The organism is Flavonifractor sp. An4, from assembly GCF_002161755.1.
GTDB classification, from domain to species: Bacteria; Bacillota; Clostridia; order Oscillospirales; family Oscillospiraceae; genus Flavonifractor; species Flavonifractor avicola.
Genome location: NZ_NFIL01000018.1, coordinates 1 through 17,858 on the forward strand (window position 1 = coordinate 1; position 17,858 = coordinate 17,858).

The 17,858-nt window shown below is 58.4% G+C and carries 17 protein-coding genes; 3 read left to right on the top strand and 14 right to left on the bottom strand.

Annotated features, from left to right (window positions below):
* Positions 1 to 393: 393 nt before the first annotated feature.
* From rnc to B5F94_RS09135, 10 genes are all read right to left on the bottom strand, one after another.
* Positions 394 to 1,065: a ribonuclease III gene (gene rnc, locus B5F94_RS09090; RefSeq protein WP_087329592.1), complete on the bottom strand. Its 672-nt coding sequence runs from the start codon at positions 1,063 to 1,065 to the stop codon at positions 394 to 396.
* A 64-nt stretch (positions 1,066 to 1,129) separates the two neighbouring features.
* Positions 1,130 to 1,363 carry an acyl carrier protein gene (locus tag B5F94_RS09095; protein WP_087189306.1) on the bottom strand — a complete coding sequence of 78 codons (234 nt, stop codon included), beginning with the start codon at positions 1,361 to 1,363 and terminating at the stop codon, positions 1,130 to 1,132.
* Between the two features lie 94 nt (positions 1,364 to 1,457).
* The gene (gene plsX, locus B5F94_RS09100; RefSeq protein WP_087329594.1) at positions 1,458 to 2,495 is read right to left on the bottom strand and encodes a phosphate acyltransferase PlsX; all 1,038 of its coding nucleotides are present in this window, start codon (positions 2,493 to 2,495) and stop codon (positions 1,458 to 1,460) included.
* 264 nt (positions 2,496 to 2,759) lie between these two features.
* On the bottom strand, positions 2,760 to 4,064 hold the full coding sequence (gene trmFO, locus B5F94_RS09105) for a methylenetetrahydrofolate--tRNA-(uracil(54)-C(5))-methyltransferase (FADH(2)-oxidizing) TrmFO (protein WP_087329596.1): 1,305 nt from the start codon (positions 4,062 to 4,064) through the stop codon (positions 2,760 to 2,762).
* 21 nt (positions 4,065 to 4,085) lie between these two features.
* Positions 4,086 to 4,703, bottom strand: coding sequence for a flavodoxin family protein (locus tag B5F94_RS09110; protein ID WP_087329598.1), 618 nt, complete (start codon positions 4,701 to 4,703; stop codon positions 4,086 to 4,088).
* Between the two features lie 26 nt (positions 4,704 to 4,729).
* Positions 4,730 to 7,048 (bottom strand): type I DNA topoisomerase, encoded by a 2,319-nt coding sequence (topA, locus tag B5F94_RS09115; protein ID WP_087329600.1) that lies wholly within the window; start codon positions 7,046 to 7,048, stop codon positions 4,730 to 4,732.
* A gap of 15 nt (positions 7,049 to 7,063) precedes the next feature.
* A complete protein-coding gene (gene dprA / locus B5F94_RS09120; protein WP_087329602.1) occupies positions 7,064 to 8,287 on the bottom strand; it encodes a DNA-processing protein DprA in 1,224 nt (407 codons plus the stop codon).
* A gap of 24 nt (positions 8,288 to 8,311) precedes the next feature.
* Positions 8,312 to 9,082, bottom strand: coding sequence for a TrmH family RNA methyltransferase (locus B5F94_RS09125; protein ID WP_242965646.1), 771 nt, complete (start codon positions 9,080 to 9,082; stop codon positions 8,312 to 8,314).
* Between the two features lies 1 nt (position 9,083).
* Positions 9,084 to 9,737 (bottom strand): potassium channel family protein, encoded by a 654-nt coding sequence (locus B5F94_RS09130; RefSeq protein WP_087189312.1) that lies wholly within the window; start codon positions 9,735 to 9,737, stop codon positions 9,084 to 9,086.
* Between the two features lie 28 nt (positions 9,738 to 9,765).
* Positions 9,766 to 11,148, bottom strand: a complete 1,383-nt coding sequence (locus B5F94_RS09135) for a TrkH family potassium uptake protein (protein WP_087266966.1) — start codon at positions 11,146 to 11,148, stop codon at positions 9,766 to 9,768.
* A 504-nt stretch (positions 11,149 to 11,652) separates the two neighbouring features.
* On the opposite strand from B5F94_RS09135, the gene B5F94_RS09145 reads away from it, so the two are divergent.
* From B5F94_RS09145 to B5F94_RS09155, 3 genes are all read left to right on the top strand, one after another.
* On the top strand, positions 11,653 to 12,825 hold the full coding sequence (locus B5F94_RS09145; protein WP_087329604.1) for a hypothetical protein: 1,173 nt from the start codon (positions 11,653 to 11,655) through the stop codon (positions 12,823 to 12,825).
* A gap of 23 nt (positions 12,826 to 12,848) precedes the next feature.
* Complete coding sequence (locus B5F94_RS09150) at positions 12,849 to 13,910, top strand: SPFH domain-containing protein (protein WP_087266972.1); 1,062 nt, start codon at positions 12,849 to 12,851, stop codon at positions 13,908 to 13,910.
* Between the two features lie 183 nt (positions 13,911 to 14,093).
* Complete coding sequence (locus B5F94_RS09155) at positions 14,094 to 14,546, top strand: vWA domain-containing protein (RefSeq protein ID WP_087329606.1); 453 nt, start codon at positions 14,094 to 14,096, stop codon at positions 14,544 to 14,546.
* 400 nt (positions 14,547 to 14,946) lie between these two features.
* On the opposite strand, the gene B5F94_RS09160 is transcribed toward B5F94_RS09155, so the two are convergent.
* The 4 genes from B5F94_RS09160 to B5F94_RS09175 form a co-directional block, all read right to left on the bottom strand.
* Entirely contained in the window at positions 14,947 to 15,489 is a 543-nt protein-coding gene (locus B5F94_RS09160) for an NADH peroxidase (RefSeq protein ID WP_087266976.1), read from the bottom strand.
* A gap of 326 nt (positions 15,490 to 15,815) precedes the next feature.
* Complete coding sequence (locus B5F94_RS09165) at positions 15,816 to 16,187, bottom strand: helix-turn-helix domain-containing protein (protein ID WP_087329608.1); 372 nt, start codon at positions 16,185 to 16,187, stop codon at positions 15,816 to 15,818.
* A gap of 238 nt (positions 16,188 to 16,425) precedes the next feature.
* Complete coding sequence (locus B5F94_RS09170; protein WP_087329610.1) at positions 16,426 to 16,869, bottom strand: Hsp20/alpha crystallin family protein; 444 nt, start codon at positions 16,867 to 16,869, stop codon at positions 16,426 to 16,428.
* 285 nt (positions 16,870 to 17,154) lie between these two features.
* Entirely contained in the window at positions 17,155 to 17,748 is a 594-nt protein-coding gene (locus B5F94_RS09175) for an AAA family ATPase (RefSeq protein ID WP_087329612.1), read from the bottom strand.
* Positions 17,749 to 17,858 lie beyond the last annotated feature (110 nt).

Sequence of the window (17,858 nt, forward strand, 5' to 3'; positions counted from 1 at the left end):
GACTTCGCCAGACAGCTCGCTGCCCACAACCGCCGCTCTAACAACTTCCCTATGAGGCCCTTAAACTACTCTTCTCCTTCCCAGTTCGCCGTCCAATTTGTTTGACAAACCTACATTTTGCCCCCGAAACACATAAAACAGGACTGCGGATAATCCGCAGTCCTGTTTCTTTCCGGTTGATGCCCTCAGCCCTTCAGCTTCTCAATGGCAGCTTTGGCGGCATTCTGCTCCGCCCCCAAACCGCACGGCGGTTTGGGAACCCCATTTCATTCTATCTGTCCGGGTGAAGTGAATTCACCCGGCATCAAGGTTTTGCCTCCGGCAAAACGCTTGGCGCCGCAGAGCGGCGGCTCGCTTACGCTCGCAAAAGAGGCGGAGCACTCTGGCAATCACTCAACCCTTCAGTTTCTCGATGGCAGCCTTGGCGGCATTCTGCTCCGCCTCTTTTTTGCTGCGGCCCTTGCCCTGGCCGATGGGGGTACCGTTCAGGTCCACCTCCACCGAGAAGATCTTGGCGTGGTCGGGGCCCTGGGCACCGATGAGCTGATAGCCCAGCACCTGGCCGCTCTCCCGCTGGACCAGTTCCTGCAGGGCGGTCTTGTAGTCCCGGCTGGCGCTCTTCTCCTCTTCCCGGTCCAGAATAAATTTCTGGATGATCTTACGGGCGGAGCCGATGCCCCCGTCCAGGTAGACAGCGGCGATCACCGCCTCCACCGCGTCGGCCACGATGGAGGGCCGTTCCCGGCCGCCGCCGGCGTCCTCACCCTTGCCCAGTTTCAGGTAGGCTCCCAGGTTCAGCTGCTGGGCCACCTCCACCAGGCTGCCCTCGCACACCAGGGCCGCCCGGGTGCGGGTCAGATCCCCCTCGGGCAGATCGGGATGGGTGCGGAACAGGTAGTCCGCCGTCACCATACCCAGCACGGAGTCTCCCAGAAACTCCAGCCGCTCATTGCTCTGGCACCCTCTCGCCTTGTTCTCGTTGGCGTAGGAGCTGTGGGTCAGAGCATTTTCCAACAGGGCCCGCTGGTTGAAGCGGTAACCCAGCTTTTCTTCCAAGGCTTCCATGGCCGTCCCTCCCTTTCATGACAGGAGCCCCGCCGTCGGCGGGGCTCCCCAGTCTGATCCTGTGTCAGTCTTCCAGTTTGGACTTCAGATAGCGGACCAGGTCGGCCACAGTGGCAACGCCGGACAGGTCGTCCTCGTCCATATTCTCCAGGCCGAACTCCTCTTCCACCGCCATGGTCAGTTCCACGATGTCCAGAGAGTCGGCACCCAGGTCCTCGAAGGAGGTGTCCATGGTGATGCTGTCAGCTTCCACACCAAACTGCTCGGACAGCAGACCGGCAATCTTCTCAAAAATCATGTTCATCTACTCCTGTCGCATCCGTCGTCCGACGGCGTCTTTACATTTGCACTATGATAATAGTGCAAGTCTTGAGCGCCTGTCAATAGGTAACTCAAATTTTTTCCTCTGCATTGGTAGGCAAGCGCATATATTCGATATTCTCCACCAGATCATCGATCATGCCGGAGGCGGCAAAATCCCGAGCCTGACGGATGGCGTTTTTGATGGCGTAGTCGTTGGAGGAGCCATGGGCCTTGATCACCGGCTTGGAAATACCGATAAGAGCGGTACCGCCCACCTCGCTGGAGTCCATCTTCTTTTTGAACTGCTTGAGCCCACCGGACACCAGCACCGCAGCCAGTTTGGTGAGGAAGCTCTTCTTGAACATGGCCTTCAGCTCCTTGGCCATAAAGCCGCCGGTACCCTCCATGGTTTTCAGGAAGATATTGCCTGAATAGCCGTCGGACACAATGACGTCCACCTGGCCGAACACCGCCTCCCGGGCCTCCACGTTGCCCACAAAGTGAATGCGCCCGGCCTTGTCTGCCTCGGTGAGCAGGGCGTGGGCCTCCCGCTGCAGATCGGTGCCCTTGGAGGGCTCCGCCCCAATGTTCAGCAGGCCCACCTTGGGCTCAGGCCGCTTAAGTACCCGCTCGGCATAGTAGGACCCCATAAAGGCAAACTGGAGCAGGTACTCCGGCGTACCCTCGGCGGTGGCCCCGCAGTCAATCAGCACTGCGCCGCCTGCGCCCGTAGGCACCACAGGGGCCAGCGCGGCCCGGCGGATACCACGCACCCGCTTGATCATCAGGGTGGCGGCGGAGAGCAGGGCGCCGGTGCTGCCGGCGGACACAAAGGCATCGCCGTCCCCGTTTTTCAACAGATTGAGGCCCACAGTGAGGGAGGAGTCCTTCTTCTCCCGGAAGGCGGTGGCGGGGTTGTCGCACATCTCCACCACCTGGCTGGCGTGGGCGATCTCCAGGCCGGGAGGCAGCTGATCGATACCGTCGTCCTTCAGGACCTTGAGGATATCCTCTCCCCGGCCCACCAGGATGACCTCCACCCCCAGCTCACGGACCGCAGCCAGTGCGCCCCGCACATTGGAAGCAGGCGCGTTGTCGCCCCCCATGGCGTCTACGATGATCTTCATATGGTTCTCCTCTTCTTTCTATGTTCTTCCGTTTTCAGACGGGTGGGGTCTCAGCCCTCTACATCCAGTCCCGCCAGCATTTCCAGAGCCCGCTTACTCAATTCGGCATTCTTGTTCCCCACGGAAATCATATTTCCGTGGGGGCCCCGACCCTGAAATCTGCTCGGGCGAAGTGAATTCGCCCGGCATCAAGATTTTGCTTCGCAAAATACTTGGCGCCGCACGGCGGCGGGTCGCTTTCGCTCCCGGGTAAGCGGACGCGCCTTATTCTACATCCAGTCCCGCCAGCACTTCCAAAGCCCGCTTACTCAATTCCGCGTTCTTGTTCCGCTTGCCCTTGACCTTATAGCCCAGGGGCGGGATGATGCCGAAATTCACATTCATGGGCTGGAAATCGGTAACGCTCTCATTGCTGATATACAGGGCCAGGGCGCCAGTGGCGGTCTCCTGCGGGAAATCCACCGGCGGCTTGCCGGTGAGCCGCCGAGCCAACTCCACCGCCGCCAGGAAGCCGGAGGCGGTGGACTCCACATAGCCCTCCACGCCGGTAATCTGGCCAGCGAAACAGATCCGGGGGTCCTTCTTCACCCGGTAGTACCGGTCCAGCAGCCGGGGGGAATCCAGATAGGTGTTGCGGTGCATGACGCCGTAGCGGACGAATTCCGCATTTTTCAGGGCAGGGATCATGGAGAACACCCGCTTCTGCTCAGGCCACTTCAGATGGGTCTGGAAGCCAACCAGATTGTAGATGGTGCCATCGGCATTGTCCCGCCGCAGCTGCACCACGGCAAAGGGCTCCTTGCCGGTCTTGGGGTCCCGCAGGCCCCGGGGCTTGAGGGGCCCGTAGCACAGGGTCTGCTTCCCCCGGCGGGCCATGACCTCCACCGGCATACAGCCCTCAAACACGTTCTTGTCCTCAAAGCCGTGGACCTCCGCCTCCTGGGCGGCACACAGCTCAGTCCAGAATGCGTCGTACTCTTCCTCGGTCATGGGGCAGTTGATGTAGTCCGGGGTACCCTTATCGTAGCGGGAGGCAAAGAAGGCGCTGTCCATGTCTACGCTTTCAAAGGTGACCAGAGGGGCAGCGGCATCAAAGAAGTTGAGGTAGTGGCTCTCCGGGAAGAAATCCTTGATGGCATCTGCCAGCACGTCGGAGGTCAGGGGCCCAGAGGCCACAATCACGTTGCCCTCGGAGGGGATGGCAGTAACTTCCCCCTCCACCACAGTGATGAGAGGATGATTCCGGATCTTTTCGGTGATGGCCTGAGCAAAGCCATGGCGGTCCACCGCCAAAGCGCCGCCGGCCTCCACCCGGTGCTCGTCGGCGCAGGAGAGGATGAGGGAGCCCATCCGCCGCAGCTCCTCCTTCAGCAGGCCCACCGCGTTCTCCAGCTGGTCGGAGCGCAGGGAGTTGGAGCACACCAGCTCACCGAACCACTGGGTATGGTGGGCGGGGGTCATTTTGTGGGGCTTCATTTCCTTCAGGATCACGGGGATGCCCCGCCGGGCCAGCTGCCACGCAGCCTCACACCCAGCCAGACCCGCGCCGATCACGAGTACAGGTTCCATAGGTTCCTCCTTGGAGTAGGGTCAACGGATGAAGTTGGTCCGCTGGGCGGGTTCCCGCTGGGGCAGGCCGTACTGGGCCTTGCCCAGGGCGATGCTCTTGACCAGGAAAGCCATGTTCCGGGCCAGGGTACGCATGGTCTGCAGACCCTCCGCATCCTGAGCGGCCTCGCCGGGCGCTCTGCCGTGGATGCTGTTCCAGTACTGGCTGGAGGCCACCGGCATCCCGCTGATGGTAAAGAATTTGTTCAGCTCGTCAAAGGTGGATGACAGTCCGCCCCGGCGGGCGGCTACAACGCTGGCCCCCACCTTCATGGTCTTGTCAAAGGGGGTGGAATAAAACAGGCGGGTCAGAAAAGCCACCAGGGTGGCATTGGCCGAGGCGTAGTATACCGGGCTGCCCACCACCAGGCCGTCGCAGGCCTCAAACTTGGGGGCAATCTCATTGACCAGATCGTCAAACACACACCGGCCCAGCTCGCTGCACCGGCCGCAGGCCACACAGCTGCGAATATCCCGATGTCCGATGTGGATCAGTTCCGTCTCAATGCCCTGGTCGGCAAATACCTTCTCCATCTCTCCCAGCGCCAGGGCGGTATTGCCGTTGGCCCGGGGACTTCCGTTCAGCAACAGGATCTTCATGGCTTTTCCTTCCCTTTCTCCGCCGGTCAGGCCTCTTCTGTGGTCTTGGCGGCTTTTTGGGTGGTCGTCTTTTTCGTTGTGGTCTTTTTGGCGGCGGTGGCCTTTTTCGTGGTCGCCGCCTTCTTGGTGGTGGTCTTTTTGGCAGCCGTCTTCTTGGCAGGCTTCTTCTCCTCCTCGGGGGGAGCGCCCTCCGCCGGAGTCTCTGTGACGGCAGTGGTCTTTTTCTTATAGCCCCGCTGGTCCTCAGGCAGGAAGTTGGGGCACTCGGGGTTGATGCAGAAGGGCTTCTTGAAGCCACGGCCCGACTTCTTGAACAGGGTATGGCCGCACTCGGGGCAGTTGTCCTTCACGGGCACATCCCAGGTCATAAAGTCGCAGCGGCGGGCCTCGTCCTTGTTGGCGTTATTCTCGCAGCCGTAGTAGGCATAGCCCCGCTTGGAGGTCTTTTTCAGGATCTTACCGCCGCACTTGGGGCACTTGCCCGGCATTTCAATGACGATGGGCTGGGTGTGGTCGCACTCCGGCCAGCCGGGGCAGGCCAGGAACCGGCCGAACCGGCCGGATTTGTACACCAGGTTGCGGCCGCACTTGGGGCAGATCACGTCGGACACCTCGTCGGGCACCTTGATGCGCTCGCCGTCCAGGTCCTGCTCGGCCTGCTTCAGTTCCTTCTCAAATCCGCCGTAGAACTGGCTCAGCAGACTCTTCCAGTCCACCTTGCCGGTCTCCACCTCGTCCAGCTGCTCCTCCATGTTGGCGGTGAAGGCGGTATCCACAATGTCGGTGAATTTGTCCTTCATCAGGCCAGTGACCACCTCGCCCAGGGGGGTGGGCCGCAAGTTCTTGCCCTCTTTTACCACATACTCCCGGTCCAGAATAGTGGAGATGGTGGGGGCGTAGGTGGAGGGGCGTCCGATGCCCTTCTCCTCCAGGGCCTTGATGAGGGTAGCCTCGGTGTAGCGGCTGGGAGGCTGGGTGAAGTGCTGATCGGGTTTCAGGCCCTTCAGCTCCAGGGGCTCCCCCTCCTTCAGGTCGGGCAGGGGGGACTGGAAAGCCTCGTCCTCCTCGTCCTTGCCCTCCACGTACACGGCAGTATAGCCGGAGAACTTGAGGGAGGAGTGGGTGGCCCGGAAGGTGTAGCCGGCGGACTCCACCTCGATGGACACGCTGTCATAGACGGCGGAGGCCATCTGGCAGGCCAGGAAGCGGCTCCAGATCAGCTTATAGAGCTTGTACTGCTCGGCGGTAAGGGACTTTTTGATGTCCTCCGGGGTGAGGGCCACGTTGGAGGGCCGGATGGCCTCGTGGGCGTCCTGGGCCCCGGATTTGGTCTTGTACACCCGGGGCTTGCCGGGGTAGTACTGCTCGCCATAGCGGGACAGGATGAAGTCCCGGGCGGCGGCGGTGGCCTCGTCGGACAGGCGGAGGGAGTCGGTACGCATATAGGTGATGAGACCCACGGTGCCCTCACCCTCAATGTCCACGCCTTCATAGAGCTGCTGGGCGATGGACATGGTGCGCCGGGGGGTCATATTCAGCTTGCGGCTGGCCTCCTGCTGGAGGGTGGAGGTGATGAAGGGAGGCGCCGGGTTGCGCTGCTTGTCCTGGCGCTTGACGCTCTTCACGGAGAAGGGGGAAGCCTGGACAGCCTGGGCCACATCCTGAACGGCCTCCGCGCTGTTCAGCTCCATCTTCTTCTCTTTTCCGTAGAAACTGGCCTTGAACTGCCCCAGATTGGGGGAGATACGGGCCAGATCGGCCTCCAGGGACCAGTACTCCTGAGGCACGAAGGCCTTGATGTCGGCCTCACGCTCACACACCAGCCGGGTGGCCACCGACTGAACCCGTCCGGCGGACAGGCCCCGGCGGATCTTTTTCCACAGCAGGGGGGAGATCTGATAGCCCACGATACGGTCCAGCACCCGGCGGGCCTGCTGGGCATTGACCAGGTCCATGTCGATAGCCCGGGGGTGGGCGATGGAGTCGTTGACCACCTTCTTGGTAATCTCATTAAAGGTCACCCGGTAGGTCTTGTCGTCGGGAATCCCCAGCATCTCCTTTAGATGCCAGGAGATGGCCTCTCCTTCCCGGTCAGGGTCGGTGGCCAGAAATACTTTATCGCTCTTCTTGGCGGCCTTGGTCAGGTCGTCGATGACCTCTTCCTTGCCCTTGATGGGCTGATAGTCCACCGTGAAGTCGTTGTCCACATCCACGCCCAGCTTGCTCTTGGGCAGGTCCCGGACATGGCCCATGGAGGCCTTCACCTGATAGCCGGGCCCCAGATATTTGCCGATAGTCTTGGCCTTCGCCGGGGACTCGACGATTACCAGATTCGATTTTGCCACAGTACGATACTCCTTTTATTTTTGTTCCTCAAAACGGACGGCAGCGGCAAACCGCCGGCCCGGTAATTCCTTCAGATAGCCCCCGGCCTGCAGCAGGGTGAGGGCGGTATTGACCCGCCGGGCAGGGATCTCCGTCTGCCCCACAATCTCGTCGGCAGTGAGGGTCTTTTCCGACAGCAGGAAGAAAATCTCCCGCTGTTCCTCCCCCATCTGCTCCAGACCGCTGCGCGGTGCGACAGGCAGCCCCTCCTTCTGGACGGGCTTTTCGGGTTTTGGCTCAGGCTCCGGCGGCGGGGTGGGCATAACCTCCAGCCGCTCATCCGCCTCCTCGGCGGTCATAGGCTGGGGCTGGCACAGCTTGTGGGCATATCGCCCCTCATACTCACACAGGATATCCCCAGCAGTACGCACCAGCTTGGCCTCGCCCTGGGCAATAAGCCGGTTGGTCCCGGCGCTGGTGGCGGCATCCACCGGTCCGGGGACCGCAAATACATCCCGGCCCTGATCCAGGGCGTCGTGGGCAGTGATGAGAGCGCCACTGCGCTCCCCCGCCTCCACAGCTACCACACCCAGACACAGTCCGCTTAAGATGCGGTTGCGCTGGGGAAAACGCCAGCCATCCGGCCGGGTACCCGGCGGATTCTCCGACAGGATGGCGCCCCGGGCGGCCACATCCTCATAGAGCCAGCTGTTGCAGGCGGGATAGACCACATCCACACCGCCGGCCAGCACCGAAACTACCGGTCCGCCGCCCTGGAGCGCGCCCTTCAGGGAGGCCGCGTCGATACCCTGGGCCAGACCGGACACCACCAGAGCGCCTGCCCGGGCCAGGCCCATAGCAATCCGCCCGGCGGTCCGTACACCGTAGGCGGAGCACTGGCGGGAGCCCACCATTGCAATGGCGACCTCTTCATCAAAGCGGAACAACCTCCCCTTGCCGTAGAGCACCAGGGGATAGTCGCTGAGCTGGAGCAGCCGCTCCGGGTAGGCTCCGTCCTGACAGCTGAGCAAAAACAGGCCCAGCCGGTCGCAGCTCTCCAGAATCCGATTGGTCTGGTCCAGAGATTTGTCACACAGGGAACGCCTGGCCTCCTGGGTCAGGTGCAGAGGCTCATAGGCCTCCCGGTCGGCAAAGTACACCCGCTCGGCGCCGCCGAAATAGTCCAGCAGCTCTACCTGGTGCCGCTGGGGCAGGCCCCGCCGAGTAGAGAGCCAGAGCAGATATTGAATGCCCGCCACGGCGGCCCCTCCTCTCTCGTTGGCTCAGCGGTTCCGCCAGCCCTCCCACAGCGCCACGGACGCCGCCACGGCGGCGTTGAGGGACTCGCAGCGGTCCCGCATGGGGATCTTCAAGGTCAGGGCGCAGACGTCCAGCACAGCCTGGGACACACCTCTGCCCTCGCTTCCAATGACTACCGCGGCGCGGCTCAGATCAGCCGCGCGCAGATCGGCGGTATCCTCCCGCAGTGCGGTGGCATACAGCGGCAGCTCCGCCGTTTTCAAGAGGACGGTAAGTTCCTTCAGCCCAGTCTCCCACACCGGCAGACGGAAGCAGGCGCCCATGGTGGAGCGCACCGTCTTGGGGGAGAATGGCTCGGCACATCCAGGGAGCAGGAACACTCCCTCCGCGCCAAAGGCATCGGCAGTGCGCCATACAGTACCCACGTTACCCGGGTCCTGGACCCCGTCCAGCACCAGATAGAGTCCCGGGGTCAGCGTCTTTGGCGGCGTCAGGTCGGGGGTACGGCACAACGCCAGCATTCCCTGAGGCGTGTCCACCGTGGAAACCGACTTGAGCACGTCGGCGGGCATCTCTACCAGGCGCACACCCTCCGGCAACTTCCGGGGCGGCTCAATGCCTTCGGCCACCACCAGAGTTTCCACCCCGGCATTCCAGCGCAGGGCCTCCTCCACCAGCTTATGTCCTTCACAGAGAAAGACTCCCTCCTGCCGGCGGGTTTTCTTGTCGTTTCCCAGCTTCCGCAGCCGGGCCACCAGAGGATTCTGGCGGCTGGTGATTCGTTCCATACCCATCTTACAGATCCTGCAGGCGGTTGACGTCCTCGGTGCGGCCCAGGGCCACCACCGTGTCTCCCGCCTCCATAATGGTGCTGGGACCGGGGGTCACATTGAAGGCCTCCTGGCCCTTTTTCCGTACCGCAATGATGTTGACCTTATAGCGGGCCCGTACATTCAGTTCCGCCAGATTTTTTCCCAGCCAGTCCCGGGGCACGGTGGTCTCCACAATACCAAAATCTTCGCTGAGCTCAATAAAATTGAGGACATTGGAGCTGGACAGGCCCTGGGCCAGCTTGACGCCCATCTCATGCTCGGGGAACACCACCCGGTCGGCGCCGATTTTCTCCAGCACTTTGCGGTGGACATGGCTCTGGGCTTTACAAATTACCTTACGCACGCCCAGTTCCTTCAGGTTCAGGGTGATGAGGGCGGAAGTACCCACATCCACGCCTACCGCCACCACGGCGCAGTCGTAGTTGCGTACGCCCAGGGCCCGGAGCACCGCCGGATCTCTGGCGTCGCCGGTAACGGCATGGGTGACCTTGTCGGCCACCTTCTGTACATTCTCCTCGGAGTCGTCCAGGGCCAGCACCTCGTGGCCCAGGGAGCTGAGCTCGGTGGCCACGGCGCTGCCAAACCGGCCCAGGCCGATGACAACGAAGGTTTTCATTCGGTTACACATCCTTCCAACCGGGTGGTTACCCGATCATCACATTCATTTCCGGATATTTGATCTTGGCCGTCCGGCCGCCGCGGGTGATAAAGGCAATGGAGAAGGAGAGCACACCCACCCGGCCCATATACATCAGCAGAATAATCAGAGACTGGGAAAACACACTCAGTCCCGGTGTGATACCAGTGGTCAGACCCACCGTACCCATGGCGGAGGCTACTTCAAAGGCACAGTCCAGATAGGGCAAATTTTCCACCGTAGAGATCGTCATAGACCCCACCAGGAACAAAAACAGCATCACCAGCGCCAGCGTCATGGCGTTGAGTACCCGGCGGTAGGGAATGGTGCGGCCTCGGAAGGTGACCTGCTCCCGTCCTGCCAGTCCGGACCGGAGGGCCAGCAGCAGCACCGCCACAGTAGCCGTTTTCAGGCCGCCGGCAGTGGAGCCGGAGGAGCCGCCGATCAGCATCAGGATAGAAGAAAATGCCTTGCTGGTATCGCTGAGTCCTCCCTGTCCGATGGCGTCAAAGCCGGCGGTACGCAGGGTAATGGACTGGAAGATGGAGTTCATGATCTTCTCCCACAGAGGCATATTCCCCAGGGTGGCGGGATTGGAGTATTCCTCCACCAGGAAGAACAGCGCGCCGCCGATAATCAGCACTCCGGTAACGATAAGCACCATTTTGCTGTACACCGAAAGTTTGTGCCAGCAGCGCTTTTCCAGGATATCCTCCCACACAAAAAAGCCCAGGCCGCCCACTACAATGAGGGCTCCGATGGTGCCCAGCACCAACGGATTGTTCTGCAATCCGGCCAGGCTGCTGAATGCACCGAATTTTCCGCCCAGCAAATCGAAGCCGGCGTTACAGAAGGCGGAGATGGAATGGAAGATCCCCCGCCAGATGCCGCCCAGGATACCAAAATGGGGGATCATGGCAATGCTCAGCAGCACCGCCCCTGTTCCCTCGATCAGGAAGGTACCCATCAGAGCGTGGCGCACCATCCGTACCACACCATCCAGATCGTTCAGGTTCAGAGTGGATACCATAATAAGCCGCTCAGACAAGCCGATGCGGCGGCGCAGGGCAAAGGACACCAGGGTAATCACCGTCATGAAGCCCAGGCCGCCCAACTGAATCATAAGGATAATCACCAGTTGGCCGAAGAAGGACCACTGGACCCAGGTATCCACCAGGATCAGGCCTGTAACGCAGGTGGACGAGGTGGCAGTGAACAACGCCGTAAAGAATCCGGCGCTCTGGCCGTCCCGGGATGCAATGGGCAGGGTGAGCAGCAAAGCACCCACCAAAATGATCACGGCAAAAGAGGCCGCCACGATCCGGGTAGCATTCAGGCTTCGGTTGCGGATAAACATATCCCGCAGCCAAAGAGCAAATTGTTTGATCACAGCTGGGCCCTCCCCCAAAAGTCGGCGCCCGCCGAACGGTCTGTTGGACGCAGAAAAGCATACCGAAGGAAGCTCATTCCTTCGGTATGCCCATTCTCTCTCCGACCGGAGCCCGCCGATTTACCGGCTTCCAGGCTCCACCTGTTTGCAATAAAGCATACCTGATCCGCTGCACAGGGGTACATAGGTCGTTCCTCATCTTTCCACATTTTCCCAGGGAACACTCCCGTGGAATCATACAAAGGTAACTATAGCATACCCTCCAAAGATATTCAAGTCAACGATTATTATACCCCCGCCCTCAATTTCCTACCTTATGTATAAAAAGCCGGCGGGTCCAACCTCCTCCCCTCCTGCACATTTAACAGATTTCGCCAGTTATCAGCCTGTTTGGCATTTCACAATGAAAGAGTTGAAATCCGAGTCAGTTACAAGGTATAATCAGCTATACGCTTCACCAACGCCGGCCCTGTCCGGTATCCAGTTACGAAAGAGGGTCACGGTATGCAGACAGAACATCAGGAAAAAGTGGACCGCCAGGTATGTGCCAACTGCGGCGGAACCATCAAATGGAATATCGCCAAGCAGCGTCTGGAGTGCTCCGCCTGCCGGACTCCCTACATCGCGGAGACTACCGTTCAGCGGGTGGAGGAGCATGATTTTGAGGGATACGTCCAGCGGGAGGGCCAGAGGGTGTCCTTCCCCGACACCGTCATTATCGTCTGCGGTACCTGCGGCGCGCAAATTGCGGTGGACGAGCACTGCACTGCCACGGTCTGTCCCATGTGCGGCTCCACCCAGCTTTTGGAGAGCCGCCAGGAGGCCGGTGTCCCCCCTGACGGTGTAATTCCCTTCCGGGTGGACCGTGAAACTGCCCAGCAGAACTTTGCCAAGTGGGTCAAAAGCCGCTGGTTTGCCCCCAACCGTCTGAAACAGGCCTATCAGGCAGGCAAACTCCAGGGCATTTACCTTCCCTTCTGGACCTTTGACGCCCAGGTAACCAGTACATACTGGGGACAAGGCGGCAACACCCATACTGTTCGGGACAGCAAGGGCAACACCCGCACGGAAATTCACTGGCGGCCGGTAAGCGGTACTGTGGGCGGCTTTTATGACGATTTGCAGGTATGCGCAACCATGAATTCAGCCAGCCAGGTGGTGGAAAAGGTCCTGCCCTACAATACCTGCGACAACACCCTTCCCTTCTCCCCCAGCTATCTGTCCGGTTTTCTGGCGGAGCACTATGCCATCCCCGCCACCCAGGCGGTGGATACCGCCAAAGAGCAGGTCCGCACCGATCAGATCAATCAGGCGGAAAGCGACATCCTGTCCCGGGGCTTCAGCCATGCCCGGGTCAGCAATATCAACATTGAATATCACAAGATCACCTATAAACACGTGCTGCTGCCCGCCTGGTCCTCGGCCTTTGCCTACAACGGCAAGCAGTATATGTACATCATCAACGGTGAGAGCGGCAAAGTAGGCGGCCAGCGGCCCTACAGTGTTCCCAAAATCGTAGCGGCGGTAGCCGCGGCAGCGGCAGTCATCACCGCCGCGGTCATTCTGCTTACCGGTGCAGCCGCCCCGCCCGCTCTTCAGGCGGAGGAAAACGCACAGCCTCAGGCTATTGTCATCCAGGAGGATTCTCCCTGGACGGCCTGGGAGGACAATCTCTGAGACATAGAAAGGACGGAAAAGCCATGGCATGGTTTGGTCAAGGAAAAGATACCATTGAATGGGAAGAATTCCGGGACGACGTACTCTTTTACAAGTGGCCCGCCAAGGAGATCAAGCGGGGCTCCCACCTCATTGTGCGGCCGGGACAGAAGGCCATTTTCTATTCCGACGGTATTGTGGGCGCTATTTTTGAAAATCAGGGCAATTTCGATATCTACACCGATATTGTTCCCTTCTTCTCCACACTGAAGGGCTGGCTATCCCTGCGGGGGGACTCCGGCCTGCGTGCGGAAGTCTACTTTGTCAACGCGAAGGAACTGACTCTGCCCTGGGGCACCCGGCAGCGGATCATGATCCCCACGCCCGAGGTACCCAGCGGTATCCCCGTTGGATGCAACGGCAATCTGGTCATTGAGTTCCGGGACTACCAGACCTTTATCAACAAGGTGGCCGGAGTCAAAGCCACCTATTCTCTGGAGGATGTGGCCGACCGGATCATGGGCGAGCTCAACCCGGTGGTAGCCGAGGCCATCCTGGACGGACAGCAGCAGATGGGTCTTAACGCGCTGGTGGGGCTTCAGCAGAACAGCCGGAAGTTGGGAAAAGCCATTCAGGAGGAGCTGGACAAAGAGCTCAGCGACTTTGGTCTGGGCGTGGCGGACGTCAATATCCTGGCCTTTAACTATCCGCCTGAGGTCCAAAAGATGGCGGAGAAGGTGGCCGCCCAGTCCTTCGTTACCGACATGGGCAAATATACCTCCGTCAGTATGGCCGACAGTATGTCCACCCCCGGCAGCGCTGGTTCGGCCGCCGCCTCTGGTATGGGAATGGCCATGGGAATGCAGATGGCCGCCCAGATGATGGGTCAGATGGGACAGATGACACAGCCCCAGGCCGCCCAGCCTCAGCAGGCCGCCTGTGTCTGTGCCTCCTGTGGCTATGCCAGCCCCACCCAGGTCAAATTCTGTCCTCAGTGCGGCAAGCCCATGGGCCAGCCTCAGCCGGCCGGCGACCGTTTCTGCCCCAACTGCCGTAAAATGGTGGCGGGCAAATTCTGTCCCGACTGCGGCACACCCACCGTGTAACTCACCTCTATCTTTTTAGAAAAACAAGAAAAGGTGGCAGGCACAAAAGTGCCTGCCACCTTTTTGCTTTGCAAAAAAGCCCGGATTATTTCGCTGTGCCCTCCGCACTCCTCAGGCCTGTGCCACCGATCTCTTTCGCGCATAATATGTTGTGGGATCATTTCCCAGAAGGAGGTAACACGAATGGGGGTTACAAATTCCAACAAGGTAATCAATACCGACCGCATTGCCTGCGATGGTTCGCTGCGTGTGAGTCTGACACTGTCTGCCGCGCCGGATATTATCACCAATCCAACCGATATCGTGCTGATTCTGGATCGCTCCGGCAGTATGGCAGGCATACCACTGACCAATATGAATCTGGGTGCAAAGACATTCATCGACATCATCGATGAAGCCACCGATAACACACAAGACGGTCAAATCGGTTCCGGCAGCCGGATCGGCATCGTCAGCTTCTCCAATACCGCTGTGGCAAACACGCAGCTTATCACCTCGGTGGACACACTGAAAAGCGCAGTGTACAGCCTGACCGCCGGAGGCACTACCAATCATGCAGACGCCTTCACCAAAGCGATTCAGCTCTTTGATCCCGCCTCCAGCAATGCGAAGGTTATCGTAAAACCTGTACTTTAACCGGAACATGCGGTATAATGGGAGCAAGAAAAAAGCAGCCGGAAAACGGCTGCAAGATGAAAGGATCGCGGTGAAAAGCAATCAGCGGCAGGGATTTTTTGCTTTGGCAGCTCAAAAAATCGGTGAAAGTCAAGGAAAACGCTTCAAAACTTCTTGATTTTTGTCCTGGCAAAGCAAAAACTTCTCAAAAGTTGTTAATTTCTCTTTATTTTTCGGTATTAAGCGGTAAAAACCGCTTGATATAGGGCAAAAAACTGAATATCCACATGTGGAAAGTTTTCACGGATGGAAAAGAAAGAAATGCCACAAAAATATCCACAATGGAGCGGCGGAGGCGCAAAAAGAGAGGGAACAGGTTTCCCCATTCCCTCTCAAAAAGTGCTTATTTATGCGGTTTCAATTAGCCGAAGTAACGCTTCAGCAGGCCCTCGAAAGCCTTGCCGTGGCGGGCCTCGTCGCGAGCCATCTCGTGAACGGTGTCGTGGATGGCGTCCAGGTTGTGCTGCTTGGCCAGCTTAGCCAGGTCAGTCTTGCCCTGGGTAGCGCCGTTCTCGGCGTCCACACGCATCTCCAGGTTCTTCTTGGTGGAGTCGGTCACGACCTCGCCCAGCAGCTCGGCAAACTTAGCGGCGTGCTCAGCCTCTTCGTAGGCAGCCTTCTCCCAGTACAGGCCGATCTCGGGATAGCCCTCGCGGTGAGCCACACGGGCCATAGCCAGGTACATACCAACCTCAGAGCACTCGCCCTGGAAGTTCTCACGCAGGCCCTGGATGATCTCCTCGGGAGCGCCCTTGGCCACGCCTACCACGTGCTCAGAAGCCCAGGTCTTATCGCCGCCCTGGAGCACGAACTTCTCCTTGGGAGCCTTGCAGATGGGGCAGAAATCAGGGGCGGAATCCCCTTCGTGAACATAACCGCAAACAGAGCAGACCCACTTTTTCATGTGATTTTCCTCCTAATTTGTCATTCATTTTATTTCATTTCGGGTTAGCCGGAAGTGCTAATCAGTAATGATTATCATTTCTGATATTAAGATAGCACAACTTAACTCTGCCGTCAAGTGTTTTTTTCAAATTCAAAAAACTTTTTTACTTCCTCTTACTTTCCATATTTCCGTCGATAACGGCGGTGCCCCAGGACCAGGATTAACACCCCTGCTGCTACCAGGATTCCGCCCAGTACGATCTGAGTAATGATAGGACCATACATAAAAGACATCACACGGTCCATACTACTATTATAAAGATCAAGATCCATTCTCTTATCCCCCTATGACAGGAATCCGGGTAACTTCATAAACTCACACAAGCCGCTCACCGCAGAAAGCTGCAGCACTCCCCGGATCAGTAAATACGCGCCCACCGCCAGCGGCAAAATCCCCAGCAGATACCATCTGGGTTCTCTCTTCTCAGGCGCAGCCTCTGTGGGCGGCCCCGGATTTGGCATCTCTCCCAGCAGCAGCTGGTCCGTGGTAATCCCAAACAGCCTGGCCAGTGCCACAATCTTATCCAGTTCCGGCTGGGCAGCATCGCCTTCCCACTTGCTCACCACCTGACGGGACACCCCCAGCAGTTCGGCCAGTTTTTCCTGAGACATACCTGCGCGCTTGCGGTAATTCAGAATCCGCTCTCCCAAGGTCATTCTTTCTCGCCATCCTTTCTTCCGGCCTTACCGGACAGGTTCAGCCTATCAAACCATCCGGTTTTTCGCCATAAAGTTTGGCTTGAACTTCCGCAACCGCTGGTTGCCAAAGGGCTTTTCAAGCGAAATCATCATACCATAGCCGGCAGAACAGATTCAAGGGCTCCTTGGTAAAGATCCCGTATGTCAAAAAAACGGGCGCGCTGCAATATGCAGCGCGCCCATTTTTAATACTTGCTTACTCGATGGCAATGGTGTGGTTCACAGGCAGCTGCTGAACCATCTTGGGCAGGGTAATCTTCAGAATGCCATCCTCAAACTTAGCGGAGACATCCTTGGCTTCCACATGATCGCCCACATAGAAGCTGCGGCTGCACTGGCCCGCATAGCGCTCCCGGCGCAGATAACGGCCGTTCTTTTCCTCCTCATCCTTGTCCAGGCCCTTGGCAGCGCTGATTGTCAGACAGCCATCCTTCAGTTCCAGCTGGACCTCATCCTTCTTAAAGCCGGGCAGATCCACATCCAACTCATAGGTATTCTCAGTCTCCCGCACATCGGTCTTCATCAGATTCTTACCGTGCTTACCATAGAGCGGGTTGTGATCGGAAAAAACCGACATCCGGTCAAAGGGGTCCTGGAAAAACTCATCAAACAAATTCTCACCAAAAATGCTAGGTAACATAAGTCATACCTCCATTCGTCTTCTGCGGCTCGTAGCTGGGGAGTGGGACCTCTCGGTGGCGAGCTTTTGTTACCTGCTTTGTTTTCTTGTAACCGTACCTCGGTCCGATTCCCTTTCGGTCCTCTTTCCTAAGCACAGCCTTATTATAACACCAGAATTAGCACTGTCAATAGGAGAGTGCTAATGTTCACACAATCAATCAATATTGTTCACAATTTATGAGATTTTTTCCATAAAAAAAGCCGGAACCCGTTGCGGTGCAACGGGTTCCGGCTTTTTAAAAAATCAGCTGTCGGCAATCGCCTGGGCTGCGGCACGAATCACAGCCACACAGGCGTCGATACCGATGCGGCTGTTGACGCACAAATCGTATTCCCGACTCTGTCCCCAGCGGCCGGTGGCAAAATAGTTATAATAGGAGGCCCTGGCTTTATCCTGCCGGATCACATAGCTCTCCAGATTGTTCTCCTGTACACCGTACTCCTCCCGGACGCGGCGGATTCGCTGATCCAGAGGCGCATTGACAAACACCTTCAGGCAGCGGGGCTGATCCCGGAGAATATAGTCGGCACAGCGGCCTACAATGACGCAGGACTCTCTGGCAGCAGCCTCCTTAATGACCTTGGCCTGAGCGATAAACACCTGGTCGGGTACCGACGGCGTCTGTACGCTGGTATAGAGGTCATAGAGAAAACTGTTGGTGGGGCGCTGATGCTCGGCGTTGCGGATAAAGTGCTCGGAAAAGCCGGTCTTTTTGGCCACATCGGAGATCAGCTGCTTGTCGTAGAACGTGATGCCCATCTCCTCGGACAACTGTTTGGCAATGAGCCGTCCGCCGGAGCCATATTCACGGCCGATGGTGATGACGATATGCTTCATAAGGACACCTCCTATCCTGATTTTAGTATAATGCTTTTTCCACCTTCCGTCAAAGAGTTTTTCATACCTTATATTTATTATCCTATGTTAACACGCAAAATTTATTACGG

Bases quoted from the DNA above. Each gene is read 5' to 3' on its own strand.
- rnc (WP_087329592.1), bottom strand. From the start codon at position 1,065: ATGGAAGCCTTGGAAGAAAAGCTGGGTTACCGCTTCAACCAGCGGGCC.
- B5F94_RS09095 (WP_087189306.1), bottom strand. From the start codon at position 1,363: ATGATTTTTGAGAAGATTGCCGGTCTGCTGTCCGAGCAGTTTGGTGTG.
- plsX (WP_087329594.1), bottom strand. From the start codon at position 2,495: ATGAAGATCATCGTAGACGCCATGGGGGGCGACAACGCGCCTGCTTCC.
- trmFO (WP_087329596.1), bottom strand. From the start codon at position 4,064: ATGGAACCTGTACTCGTGATCGGCGCGGGTCTGGCTGGGTGTGAGGCT.
- B5F94_RS09110 (WP_087329598.1), bottom strand. From the start codon at position 4,703: ATGAAGATCCTGTTGCTGAACGGAAGTCCCCGGGCCAACGGCAATACC.
- B5F94_RS09125 (WP_242965646.1), bottom strand. From the start codon at position 9,082: ATGGGTATGGAACGAATCACCAGCCGCCAGAATCCTCTGGTGGCCCGG.
- B5F94_RS09130 (WP_087189312.1), bottom strand. From the start codon at position 9,737: ATGAAAACCTTCGTTGTCATCGGCCTGGGCCGGTTTGGCAGCGCCGTG.
- B5F94_RS09145 (WP_087329604.1), top strand. From the start codon at position 11,653: ATGCAGACAGAACATCAGGAAAAAGTGGACCGCCAGGTATGTGCCAAC.
- B5F94_RS09150 (WP_087266972.1), top strand. From the start codon at position 12,849: ATGGCATGGTTTGGTCAAGGAAAAGATACCATTGAATGGGAAGAATTC.
- B5F94_RS09155 (WP_087329606.1), top strand. From the start codon at position 14,094: ATGGGGGTTACAAATTCCAACAAGGTAATCAATACCGACCGCATTGCC.
- B5F94_RS09160 (WP_087266976.1), bottom strand. From the start codon at position 15,489: ATGAAAAAGTGGGTCTGCTCTGTTTGCGGTTATGTTCACGAAGGGGAT.
- B5F94_RS09165 (WP_087329608.1), bottom strand. From the start codon at position 16,187: ATGACCTTGGGAGAGCGGATTCTGAATTACCGCAAGCGCGCAGGTATG.
- B5F94_RS09170 (WP_087329610.1), bottom strand. From the start codon at position 16,869: ATGTTACCTAGCATTTTTGGTGAGAATTTGTTTGATGAGTTTTTCCAG.
- B5F94_RS09175 (WP_087329612.1), bottom strand. From the start codon at position 17,748: ATGAAGCATATCGTCATCACCATCGGCCGTGAATATGGCTCCGGCGGA.